The organism is Janibacter anophelis NBRC 107843, from assembly GCF_001570945.1.
GTDB classification, from domain to species: domain Bacteria; phylum Actinomycetota; class Actinomycetes; order Actinomycetales; family Dermatophilaceae; genus Janibacter; species Janibacter anophelis.
The window spans coordinates 21366-32751 of record NZ_BCSQ01000044.1 but is presented as its reverse complement, the minus strand read 5'-3'; the positions used below and the strand labels follow the sequence as shown (position 1 = coordinate 32751).

The 11386-nt window shown below is 74.0% G+C and carries 11 protein-coding genes; 8 read left to right on the top strand and 3 right to left on the bottom strand.

The window, feature by feature from the left end:
* Both JAN01S_RS12030 and JAN01S_RS12025 read right to left on the bottom strand, forming a co-directional pair.
* On the bottom strand, positions 1-696 hold a 696-nt coding region (locus JAN01S_RS12030), incomplete at its 3' end, for a DUF6801 domain-containing protein (protein WP_068318595.1).
* A 143-nt stretch (positions 697-839) separates the two neighbouring features.
* Positions 840-2018, bottom strand: a complete 1179-nt coding sequence (locus JAN01S_RS12025) for an NADH-quinone oxidoreductase subunit D (protein ID WP_068318593.1) — start codon at positions 2016-2018, stop codon at positions 840-842.
* 46 nt (positions 2019-2064) lie between these two features.
* On the opposite strand from JAN01S_RS12025, the gene JAN01S_RS12020 reads away from it, so the two are divergent.
* A complete protein-coding gene (locus JAN01S_RS12020; RefSeq protein ID WP_169797223.1) occupies positions 2065-3300 on the top strand; it encodes an SGNH/GDSL hydrolase family protein in 1236 nt (411 codons plus the stop codon).
* Here the strand turns inward: JAN01S_RS12020 and JAN01S_RS12015 are convergent.
* On the bottom strand, positions 3283-4218 hold the full coding sequence (locus JAN01S_RS12015; RefSeq protein ID WP_068318590.1) for an SAM-dependent methyltransferase: 936 nt from the start codon (positions 4216-4218) through the stop codon (positions 3283-3285). The two genes, JAN01S_RS12020 and JAN01S_RS12015, sit on opposite strands and share 18 nt — an antisense overlap.
* A gap of 214 nt (positions 4219-4432) precedes the next feature.
* On the opposite strand from JAN01S_RS12015, the gene JAN01S_RS12010 reads away from it, so the two are divergent.
* From JAN01S_RS12010 to JAN01S_RS11980, 7 genes are read left to right on the top strand one after another with little or no spacing between them, the layout of a single operon-like run.
* Positions 4433-5344: a Rossmann-like and DUF2520 domain-containing protein gene (locus tag JAN01S_RS12010; RefSeq protein WP_068318582.1), complete on the top strand. Its 912-nt coding sequence runs from the start codon at positions 4433-4435 to the stop codon at positions 5342-5344.
* Positions 5341-6249 (top strand): pantoate--beta-alanine ligase, encoded by a 909-nt coding sequence (gene panC, locus JAN01S_RS12005; protein WP_068318580.1) that lies wholly within the window; start codon positions 5341-5343, stop codon positions 6247-6249. Before JAN01S_RS12010 ends, panC begins: the two co-directional genes overlap by 4 nt.
* A gap of 57 nt (positions 6250-6306) precedes the next feature.
* Positions 6307-6753, top strand: coding sequence for an aspartate 1-decarboxylase (gene panD / locus JAN01S_RS12000; RefSeq protein ID WP_068318577.1), 447 nt, complete (start codon positions 6307-6309; stop codon positions 6751-6753).
* Positions 6746-8473, top strand: coding sequence for an L-aspartate oxidase (locus JAN01S_RS11995; protein ID WP_084360211.1), 1728 nt, complete (start codon positions 6746-6748; stop codon positions 8471-8473). Before panD ends, JAN01S_RS11995 begins: the two co-directional genes overlap by 8 nt.
* Positions 8470-9396, top strand: coding sequence for a carboxylating nicotinate-nucleotide diphosphorylase (nadC, locus tag JAN01S_RS11990; protein WP_068318572.1), 927 nt, complete (start codon positions 8470-8472; stop codon positions 9394-9396). The genes JAN01S_RS11995 and nadC overlap by 4 nt, the downstream gene beginning before the upstream one ends.
* Positions 9390-10013: an ABC transporter ATP-binding protein gene (locus JAN01S_RS11985; protein ID WP_068318571.1), complete on the top strand. Its 624-nt coding sequence runs from the start codon at positions 9390-9392 to the stop codon at positions 10011-10013. Before nadC ends, JAN01S_RS11985 begins: the two co-directional genes overlap by 7 nt.
* Positions 10006-11370 (top strand): DUF6297 family protein, encoded by a 1365-nt coding sequence (locus tag JAN01S_RS11980; RefSeq protein WP_157075720.1) that lies wholly within the window; start codon positions 10006-10008, stop codon positions 11368-11370. The genes JAN01S_RS11985 and JAN01S_RS11980 overlap by 8 nt, the downstream gene beginning before the upstream one ends.
* Positions 11371-11386: the final 16 nt, after the last annotated feature.

Genomic DNA, 11386 nt, shown 5'->3' with positions numbered 1-11386 from the left:
GCTCGGGTCCGGCGACGTCGGCTCGGTGCTGCCCTCGGTCACCGTGACGGTGGCGATCTGCGAGTTCTCCGAGACGTTGGTGCAGTTGAGCGTGACGTTGGTCTTGTAGCCGCCGTCCTCGCCGTAGCCGCGGATGTAGGCCTGGAAGTCGCCGGCGGTGATCGTGTACTCACCCGCGCGGGTCAGCTCGGTCGGCTCGATGGCTCCGGTGGCGGTCACGACGAGCTCGCCGCTGGCCGGCACGTCGGTCATCGGGACCTCGAGCGGCATGACGCCGTCCGCGCTCTCGGTGGCGTCGGCGATGGTGAAGGTGGCCTGGTTGCGCGCGTCCTGCGCGTTCAGGCCGCTGTCGGCCTCGGCGGCCGCGGTCGCGGCGTTGGGGCCATCGACGGAGCGCACCGCGAGCAGCCCGTAGAGGGAGTCGCGACGGGAGTCGGGGATCGTCACCGTGGCGGTGACGGCGGACTCGATGACGTCACCGGTCTCGGCCTCGGCCGGGATGTCGGCGGTCAGCTCGACGGAGACGCTGGGGTCGCCCTCGACCTCGCCGATGTTGAGCACGCTGTAGGTGCACTCGTACTGCTGCGTCACCGTGGCGGCCTGGGCCGGCGTCGCCATCAGGCCGACACCGAAGGCGCTCAGCCCCGTGACGAGGGCGGCACCTGCGGACAGGCGGGTCTTGAGGCGCTTGGCCATGTTCTCCCCTTGCATCGTTGCTCGCGTCAGCCCGGAGGGACGACGTCTGTCGGTCGTCAACTTACCGGCCCCTGAGAGGGCTCACAACCTTTTCGCAGACTTTTATTACCCGCTGGTCACGTGACGCCGGTCTCGTCCGCCCACTACTTGTCGACGTCGCCGACGACGAAGAACATCGAGCCCAGCACCGAGACCATGTCGGCGACGAGGCAGCCGGGCAGCAGTTCGCGCAGCACCTGCACGTTGCTGAAGGAGGCGGAGCGCAGCTTCAGCCGCCAGGGCGTCTTGTCGCCCCGGGAGACCAAGTGGTAGCCGTTGAGCCCGAGTGGGTTCTCCGTGGCGGTATAGCGCTCGCCCTCGGGCACCTTGAGCACCTTGGGCAGGCGCTGGTTGATCGGACCCCGCTCGAGGGAGCGCAGCCGGTCGACGCAGGCATCGGCGAGGTCGAGGCTCACGTGGGTCTGCTCGAGCAACACCTCCAGGCGGGCCAGCGAGTCGCCCGCCGAGCGCAGGACGACGCGGCCGGGACCCCCTTCGTCGAAGAGCTCGCCGTAGGCGAGGTAGGGCGCGTCGCGACGCAGGTCGAGGTCGACCCCGCTCGCCCGCGCGATCGGCCCGGAGACCCCGTAGGCCTCGGCGAGCGAAGGGGGCAGCACGCCCACCCCGCGCGTGCGCGCCTCGAGGATCTCGTTGCCGACGATGAGCGACTCCAGCTGCGGCATCCGGGCGCGGACCGCGGCGACGGCCGCGGTCACCCGGTCGAGCCACCCGGCGGGCAGGTCCTCCTTGAGCCCCCCGACCCGGTTGAACATGAAGTGCATCCGCCCGCCGGAGATCTCCTCCATGACCGCCTGGATCTCCTCGCGCTCGCGGAAGGAGTAGAAGATCGGCGTCATCGCGCCGAGCTCCAGCGGGTAGGAGCCGAGGAACATCAGGTGGTTGAGCACCCGGTTGAGCTCCGCGAGCAGGGTGCGTGCCCACGTCGCCCGCTCGGGGATCTCCATGCCGAGCATCGCCTCGACGCCGAGCACGACGCCCAGCTCGTTGCCGAAGGCCGACAGCCAGTCGTGCCGGTTGGCCAGGACGGTGATCTGGCGGTAGTCGCGCACCTCGAAGAGCTTTTCGGCGCCCCGGTGCATGTACCCGACGATCGGGTCCGCGGAGACGATGCGCTCGCCGTCGAGGACGACGCGCAGGCGCAGCACGCCGTGGGTGGCCGGGTGCTGGGGGCCGATGTTGAGCACCATGTCGGCGCTGGCCAGGGACCCGTCGCCCACCCCGACGTCGAGGGTCCGGGTGCCGGGGCCCGGTGCGCTCGTCATGCCCGCCAGTATGCGTCAGGCGGGGCCGACGGGGCACGATGGTCGGGTGCCCAGCAGGACGCGCCGTGCGGGTGCGGGGGCGAGCGCCCTCGTGCTCGGCCTCACCCTGCTCGCGGGGTGCAGCGACGGGACGGGCGAAGGGGAGAGCGCCACGGGGACGGCCGCGGTCGAGTCCCGTGCGGTGCTGGACCCGTGGTTCGAGGCGGTGCGCGACTCCGACGACGAGCCCGCGCGTGCCGTGGTTCTCGGCGACTCCGTGAGCGAGGGCTACGGACTGTCGGACCACCTCGAGCGTCGGTGGGTCGACCGGCTGCAGGCCGGTCTGCGGGGCCGTGCCGGCGTCGCGGGCTGTCCGACCTCGCCCGGGGGGTGGCACGGCACCACCTCCCTCGTCCCGGCCGACTACCGCGCCCCGACGCTGCCGGACCCGGTCGTCGCCGGCCGCACCCTCAGCGCGCCGACGGTCGGCCCGGGGGGTCGTGGGCTCACCCTCGCCCCGGGCGCGTCGGTCACCTGGACGGTGGCGGCCCGCTCCGTCGACGTCGGCTACCGCACCCGGTTCGCCGGGGGACCGCTGCGGATCGAGGTCGACGGGCAGCCACCCAGCGACGCCATCGCCGTCTCGACCGACACCGACCCGCAGGCCCAGCGCAAGGTGTGGTCCTCGGGTGACCTCGGCCCCGGGACGCACACGATCACCGTGCGCAACCCCCTTCCGCCCTCGAGCACGAAGTGGACCACCGTCACCGACCTCACGCCCTACCGCGGCGATCGCGGACGCTGCGTGCACGTGCTCGACGCGTCCCGCTCCGGCGTCGCCGCACGGACGATCGCCCAGACACCGACCTACCTGCGCGACACCCTCTCCCTCGACCCGGACCTGCTGCTCGTGCCGCTGGGGTTCAACGACCGACGGGCCGACACAGGGGCCGAGGAGTTCGGCCGCAGCCTCGACCAGATCATCCAGCAGGCCCGCGGCATGGGCTACGAGGGGCCGATCCTGCTCGTCGGCTGGTTCACACCCGCCCCGGACCCCGGTCGCGAGCCGTGGGCGGACTTCCTGCGCCAGATGCAGCAGCGGACGGAGCACGACGGGGTGAGCTACGTCGACCTGTCCGTCGTCCTGCCGCAGGCGGACCCGAGCTCGCAGTACTACCTCGACGGGCTGCACCCCTCGGCCGCCGGGCAGCCGCTCATCGCGTCGAGCCTGGTCGACCTGCTCGCGCCGCGCGACGAGGTGGAGGAGACCTCCGCGACCACAGGGTCAGCCGACCCGTCGTGACGCCCAGACGAAGTCGCCCGGCCCCGGGCCCGTGAGCGCCGCGGCCCGGGAGGCCCGGGCGAGGTCGGCGAGGTAGCCGGCGGGGTCGCTGCGGGCGAGGTCGAGCGTGGGCCGGGTGCCGTCGACGCCCAGGTCGCGCAGGACCTGCCGCTGGCTGCGCAGGTCGTCCGCGCCGAGCGAGTCCATGGCCACGTGAGCCGTGAGGTCGCAGCGGCCGTCGGGGACCGGTGCGCACGAGGTCCCGTCGACGAAGCCCACGAGCGTGCCCGCGGCCGGGCGGGTGCCGCGCTCGTGCCCGTAGTCGACGGCGACGACGAGCCCGGAGGCGACCCGGTCGACGAGGCCGGCGAAGGCGGCATCGCGCGAGCGGCCGACCTCGACCCGGTCGCCGGGGGCGCGTGGGCCGGGCCAGTGCTCGTCGGCCCAGCGCAGGTCGTCACCGTCGAGGGGGTCGCCGAGGGACTCCGTCCCCCTCGGGTCGACGAGCACGGTGCGCAGGGTGCGGTGCTCGTCGACTTCGGCGACCGGGCACGGCACGACGTCGAGCCACTCGTGCGCGAGGACCAACGCGTCGGTCGGTGAGCCGAGGTCCGGCAGGTCCACGCCGCCGGGGGAGCGGACCCACTCGACCCGCGCCGGCAGGTCGCTCGGGGCCTCCACGACATCGACGCCGACGAGCCGTGTGGACGGATCCGCCTGTGCCGCAAGGGCACCCAGCAACTCGCCGCGCCCGCACCCGACGTCGACGATGGTCGTGAGGCCGTGCCGACGGGCCAGCTCGAGGAGGGCGCCCGCGAGGAGGTCGGCCGCGGGACCGTTGGCCGAGGTGGCGAAGTGCCCGGCCGGGCCCTCCGGGCGCCGGTAGAACCCCCCTTCGCCGTACAGGGCGTCCGCCCACGCCTGCTCCCACGTCCGCACCGCCGCATTGTCCACCACCGCCCGCCCCCGCCCGCGCGCATCTGCCCGGGGAAATGCAACCTCTTGATGCCGAGACTTTGCATCTGCCCGGGGAAATGCAACCTCTTGATGTCGAGACTCTGCATTGCCGTAGGGGAATGCAGTCTCGTGGTGGCGAAGGGGGGCGGTTGCCCGGAGGGGCGGGCGGGCGAAGGGGGCGGGTAGCGTCGGGGCGGTGAGCAGCCCTGCACCGCAGCCCCCTCCCGCGCCCCGCCACCGACCGACGCTGCGCGTCGGTGTCGTCGGCGCCGGACGGGTCGGTGCGGTCCTGGGCGCGGCGCTGCGCTCGGCGGGCCACGAGGTCGTCACCGTCTCCGCGGTCTCCGACGCCTCCCGCGACCGTGCGGAGGTCCTCCTGCCGGGCGTCCCCGTGCTGCCCGTCCCCGAGGTCGTGCGCTCCGCCCAGCTCGTGCTGCTCGCCGTGCCCGACGACGCCCTGACCGACCTCGTCGCCGGTCTGCACGCCACCGACACCTGGGTGACCGGACAGCTCGTGGCCCACACCTCGGGGCGGCACGGGCTGACCCCCTTCGCCCCGGTCGCCGACCGGCTGCTGCCGATGGCGATCCACCCCGCGATGACCTTCACCGGGACCAGCCTCGACCTCGCGCGCCTCAGCGAGTGCTGCTTCGGCATCACGACACCGGACGAGCTGCGGCCGGTCGCCGAGGCGCTCGTCGTCGAGATGGGCGGGGAGCCGGTGTGGGTGGCGGAGGAGGCGCGCGGTCGCTACCACGCAGCCCTCGCGCACGGCAGCAACCACATGGTCACGCTCGTCGCCCAGGCGATGGAGGTCCTGCGCTCGGCGGGCATCGAGCCGGCCGACCGGGTGCTGCGCCCGCTGCTGCAGGCGAGCCTGGACAACGCGCTCTCCTCGGGCGACGCGGCCCTCACCGGTCCGGTGGCGCGCGGCGATGCCGGTACCGTGTCGGCGCACCTGACGGAGCTGGGCCCACTGGCGGAGGACATCGCCCCCGCCTACCGGGCGCAGGCCCGGGCGACCGCGCTGCGGGCCGCCCGCGCCGGCCGACTGCGCGAGGATGCTGCCCGCACGATCCTGACCGCCCTCGACGAGGAGACCCGATGACCACCGCCCCCGTCGTCGCCCGCACGCGCGACGAGTTGGCCACCGCCCGCGCCGACCTCACCGACGGCGAGGTCGCGGTCGTCATGACGATGGGCGCGCTCCACGAGGGCCACGCGCGGCTCATCCGCACCGCCCGCGAGCGCGCCCGGCACGTCGTCGTGACGATCTTCCTCAACCCGCTGCAGTTCGGGCCCAAGGAGGACCTGTCGCGCTACCCGCGCACCTTCGACGCCGACCTGGAGATCTGCACCCGTGAAGGGGTCGACCTCGTCTTCGCGCCGACGCCCGACGTCATCTACCCCGACGGCGACCCCGGCGTGCGCATCTCGGCGGGTCCGCTCGGTGACGTGCTCGAGGGGCAGTCCAGGCCGGGTCACTTCGACGGCATGCTCACGGTCGTCGCCAAGCTCATGCACCTGACCGCGGGCGACCTCTTCTACTTCGGGCAGAAGGACGCCCAGCAGCTGCTCCTCATCCGTCGGATGGCGCGCGACATCGACTTCCCCGCCACCGTCGTCGCGGTCCCCACGGTCCGCGAGGAGGACGGCCTGGCCCTCAGCAGCCGCAACATGTACCTCTCCGAGAGCGACCGGGAGACGGCGCTCGCGCTCTCCCGGGCGCTGCGTGCCGGGGCGGCCCGCGCCGAGGAGGGTCCCTCCGCCGTGCGGCGCGCCGCCCGCGAGGTGCTCGTGGAGGAGCCGCTCGCCCTCGTCGACTACCTCGTGCTCGTCCATCCGACGACGCTCGACCACGTGCCCGAGTGGTACAAGGGCGAGGCCCTGCTCGCCGTCGCCGCCAAGGTCGGCACGACCCGGCTCATCGACAACCTGCCGGTCCACGTCGGGCCCGGGGGCGGGGCGCGCGAGGTCTTCTCCGACCACCCGGAGGCCGCACCGCGCTGGTGACGCCGCGGATTCTGAGAGACTGGCCAACGGTCAACCGCCGAGACGAAGGACATCCTCGTGCAGCGCTTCATGCTCCACAGCAAGATCCACCGGGCCACGGTCACCCAGGCCGACCTGCACTACGTCGGGTCGCTGACGATCGACATGGACCTCATGGACGCCGCCGGGATGCTCCCCGGCCAGCAGGTCGACGTCGTCGACGTCGACAACGGCTCGCGCCTGACGACCTACGCCATCGAGGGCGAGCGCGGCAGCGGCATCGTGTGCATCAACGGCGCGGCCGCCCGGCTCGTCTCGCCAGGTGACATCGTCATCATCATCGCCTACGCCGCGATGGACGACGACGAGGCGCGGACCTTCGAGCCCAATGTCGTCTTCGTCGACGGCGACAACCGGATCGTCGAGCAGTACCACGACGCCGGTGACGTGCCCGACGGCTACGGGCTGAAGACCTCGGCCGTCACCCACCGCGAGCACCCCGCGGACGGCTCGGCAGGTGCCTGACGCCCCCTTCGCCCTCCCGCGCTACCTCACCTCGCCGACGGCGGGGTGGACGACGCAGGCGGACGTGCTCGTCGTCGGGTCCGGCATCGCCGGCCTGACGTGCGCCCTGCGGCTGCGCGAGCACGTCGACCGGGTCCTGCTCGTCACCAAGACCGAGCTGTCGGCCGGGTCGACGACCTGGGCCCAGGGCGGCATCGCCGCAGCCCTTGCCCCGGAGGACTCGCCGGAGGAGCACCTCGACGACACCCTCGTCGCCGGCGTCGGCCTGTGCGACGAGTCGGCCGTCGAGGTCCTCGTCACCGAGGGCCCGGCGCGGGTGCGCGAGCTGATCGGTCTCGGCGCACGGTTCGACACCGACGCGGCCGGCGAGATCACGCTGACCCGCGAAGGCGGCCACCACCGCGACCGGATCGCCCACGCCGGCGGCGACGCGACCGGGGCCGAGATCTCGCGGGCGCTCATCGCCCAGCTCGAGGCCGTGCGCGCCGACCCCGGCATCGAGGTCATCGAGCACGCGCTCGTCGTCGACCTGCTGACGACCGCGGACGGCGCCGTCGGTGGCGCGACCGTGCACGTCATCGGCGAGGGCGAGATCGACGGCATCGGTGCGGCCCACGCGCGGGCGGTCGTGCTCGCGACCGGCGGGCTCGGCCAGATCTACTCCGCGACGACCAACCCCCCGGTCGCCACCGGCGACGGCATGGCCGCCGCGCTGCGCGCCGGCGCCGCGCTCGCCGACCTCGAGTTCGTCCAGTTCCACCCCACCGTCATGCACCTCGGTGAGGGCGCGACGGGCCAGCAGCCGCTCGTCTCGGAGGCGGTGCGTGGCGAGGGAGCGGTCCTCGTCGACGCCGACGGCGAAGCCTTCATGACCGGGCTGCACCCGATGGCCGACCTCGCCCCCCGCGACGTCGTCGCCCGCGCGATCCTCGAGCGCATGGAGGCCACGGGCACCGACCACGTGTACCTCGATGCCCGCCACCTCGGCGGGGAGTTCCTGGAGCAGCGGTTCCCGACGATCGTCGCGCGCTGCCGCGAGCTCGGGATCGACCCCGCGACCGAACCGATCCCCGTCGCGCCGGCGCAGCACTACGCCTCCGGCGGCGTGCGCACCGACCTGCGCGGCCGGACCAACCTCGAGGGCCTCTACGCGTGCGGCGAGGTCTCGTGCACGGGCGTCCACGGTGCCAACCGCCTCGCGAGCAACTCGCTGCTCGAGGGGCTCGTCTTCGCCCACCGGATCGCCGAGGACCTCACCCGCAGGCTCGGCGCCGGTGAGCTGCCGGCCACGCCCACGACGGTCGAAGGGGGCAGCGCCCTCCTCGACTCCCGGCACCGCCGCGAGCTGCAACGGATCATGACGAAGGGGGTGGGCCCCCTTCGCTCCGCCGCGTCCACCGAGGAGGCGCTCGAGGCGCTCGCCGGACTCGCCCGCCTGCCCGGCGACGAGGCCGAGCCCGGTCCGCTGTCGTGGGAGACGACCAACCTGCTGCACCTCGGGCAGTCGCTGGCCACCGCCGCCCACCTGCGCGAGGAGACCCGCGGAGGGCACGTGCGCCGCGACCACCCCGAGCACGACGACGCGCAGTGGTCGGCCCACCTCGTGCACGTGCGGGACCCGTACGACGGGGAGCCGGCCGTCATCCGGCTCGACGTCGACCTCGCCTGGCCGGAGGGCGACGAGGAGGACGACGAGGACCCGCAGGAGGGCACCCAGTGAGCACGCTCGACTTCCCGCTCGACGCCGCGCGGCGGCTCGTCGACACCGCGCTCGAGGAGGACCTCGGACCACAGGGGCTCGACGTCACGAGCACGGCGACCATCCCGGCCGACCAGCGCGCGACCGGGCACGTCGTCGCCCGTGAGGAGGGGGTGCTCGCCGGCGCACCGGTCATCGAGCTGGTGCTGGAGGGGGTGGCCGCGAGGACGCAGGGGACCTCCGTCGAGGCTGGTTCCTCGCGCCCCAGGGCAGGCACGTCGGTCGAGGTGCGGATCGAGGACGGTACGCGGCTGCGCCCCGGTGACGTCATCGCGGTCCTCGAGGGACCGACCCGTCAGGTGCTCATGGCCGAGCGCACCCTGCTCAACGTCATGTCGCGGCTCTCCGGCGTCGCCAGTCACACCCGACGCTGGGCCGACGCGCTGGAGGGGACCGGGTGCACGGTCCTCGACACCCGCAAGACGACCCCGGGGCTGCGCGCGCTGGAGAAGTACGCCGTGCGCGCCGGGGGTGGGACCAACAAGCGGATGGGCCTCTTCGACGTCGCCATGGTCAAGGACAACCACGTGCTCGCCGCCGGGGGAGTGGCGGCCGCGTTCACCGCGATCCGCAAGCGATTCCCCGACGTGACGATCGAGGTCGAGGTGGAGACCACCGAGCAGGCGATCGAGGCGTTGGAGGTCGGGTCCCGGTTCCTCATGTGCGACAACATGTCCGTCGACCTACTCCGCACGACGGTCGAGGCCGTCCGGGCGTGGGGCGAGCAGCGGGGTGAGGTCGTCGAGATCGAGGCGACGGGCGGGCTGACGCTGGAGGTGGCCGCGGCCTACGGCGGCACCGGCATCGACTTCATGAGCGTCGGGGCGTTGACCCACTCCTCGCCGATCATCGACCTGGCGCTCGACCTCGTCGCGTCGTGCTGAGCGTCCGGGGTCTGGCCAAGGACTTCAGCGGGCGCACGGTCCTCGCCGGTCTCGACCTCGACGTGGCGGCCGGTGAGGTCGTCGCCCTCGTCGGCCCCAACGGTGTCGGCAAGTCGACCGCGCTGCGGTGCGTCGTCGGCGCCGAGACCCCCGACGCCGGCGAGGTCCGTCTCGGCGATCACCCGCTCGACACCCGCCAGCCGCAGACCCGCCGCGCGCTGTGCGCCGTCCTCGGTGACCTCGGTGTGCTGCCGGACCTCACCGTCGCGGAGCACCTCGACCTGCTCGCCCGCGGCCACGCGGTCACCGACCCCGACGCGGTCGTCGCCGGCGCCCTCGACGAGGCGCGCATCGAGCACGTCGCCGACCAGCTGCCGAGGACGCTGTCGTCCGGGCAGGCGCAGCGCTTCGCCCTCGCGACGGCCATGGTCCGGCCCTGGGCGCTCCTGCTCGCCGACGAGCCGGAGCAGCGGCTCGACGACCTGGGCCGCGCGTGGCTGGGTGACTGGCTCGCCGGCCATGCCGCCGCGGGACGGGCCGTCCTTGTCGCCTGCCACGACCCCGAGGTCGTGCGGCGCAGCGGAGCCCGGGTCGTGGCCCTCGAGGGTGATGTCTGAGGTGCTGCCCGAGGCATCGCCCGGGGAGCCGCGGACCGGTGCCGCGGACCCCTTCGTCGGCGACCTCGATGCGGCCCGCCAGTTGCTGCGCGAGCGTCGTCGCGCGACGCACGCCCCCAGCCCGATGCAGGTCGTGCAGGACTGGTACGTCGGGATCTTCATCGCGGCGACGATGCTGACGATGCTCTTCGCCGCCACGGGCCCGGCGATCTTGCGACCGGACTGCGACACCGCGGTCTGCCTCGACCCCGGCGGGTACGCCCTCGTGGCGCTCGGCGCCACAGGACTTGGGCTGCTGGCCGCCGTCGCGGGCCTGCGCTGGGTCGGTCCCGTGTCGACCGACCCGAGCGAGGCGACCTGGATGGTCTCGTCACCCGCCGACCGCGGGCTGCTCCTGCGCGGCCGGGTGCTGCGGGTCGTGGGCGTCGCCGTCGTGCTGGCCGCGAGCTGGGGCGTGCTCGTGGGGTTCGCCGTGGCGCGAGGCGTCGGGTCGAGCCCGGCGCCCGCGGTCGTGGTGATCGCCTGCGCGGCGGTCGGTGCCCTGCTCTGCGTCGTGCTGGTGCCGATCGCACTGCATCGCCAGGGCGGCGCACCGGTCCTGCGGCGGGCGGCGCGGGCCGTCCCCGACGCGGAGCTGATGCGGGCCGGGCAGGTCGTGCAGGCGTTCACCGCCGCCACGACGATGCTCGACACCGTGGCCCTCGAGGTCCTCGCCTCGCGCGGTCGGGTGGCTCGGCGAGGACGCCACCCGAGCCGCCGGGGCGCGGGCACAGGGGCCATGGCCGTCCTCGTCCACGAGCTGTGGGCGCTGCGACGCCGACCCGTGCAGGTGCTGGCAGCGCTCATCACCTGCCTCGGTGCTCTCGTCGCCGGCCTGCTGCTCGGACGGCTGGCCGGGACCCTGCTCGCGGCGCTCGCGGTCCTCGCGGTCGTCCGCGTCAGCGCCGGCGGCCTCACGGCGTGGCTGACCGCCCCGGGGTTGCGTCGTGCTCTGCCGGCCCACCCCGCCGCGGTGACCGCGGTCCTGGCGGGTCCCCCCTTCGTCCTCGCGGTGGTGGGGGCGGCCGTCGCGCTCGCGCCGCTCGGCCTGCCCTGGTGGGCGCCGGTGCTCCTCGCGCTCGCCGCCACCGCTGGCGGGATGCGGGCGTGCGACCCGCCCCCCGGCCTGGGCGTCGCGCTCTCCACACCGGGTGGGGCGGTGCACGTCGGCCTCGTCCAACGGCTGCTGCTCGGCACCGACCTCGCGCTGCTCGGGGCCGGGGCCGTGCTCATGGCCGACGCCGTCGACGCCGGGCCGCTCGTCCTGCTCGCCGGTGTGGCCCTGCTCGGGTGGCAGGTGCTGCGGGAGCGCGACTGAGGACACTGCGGCGGGA

Coding starts and splice junctions, on each gene's coding strand:
- JAN01S_RS12025 (WP_068318593.1), bottom strand. CDS start 2,018: ATGACGAGCGCACCGGGCCCCGGCACCCGGACCCTCGACGTCGGGGTG.
- panC (WP_068318580.1), top strand. CDS start 5,341: ATGACCACCGCCCCCGTCGTCGCCCGCACGCGCGACGAGTTGGCCACC.
- JAN01S_RS11980 (WP_157075720.1), top strand. CDS start 10,006: ATGTCTGAGGTGCTGCCCGAGGCATCGCCCGGGGAGCCGCGGACCGGT.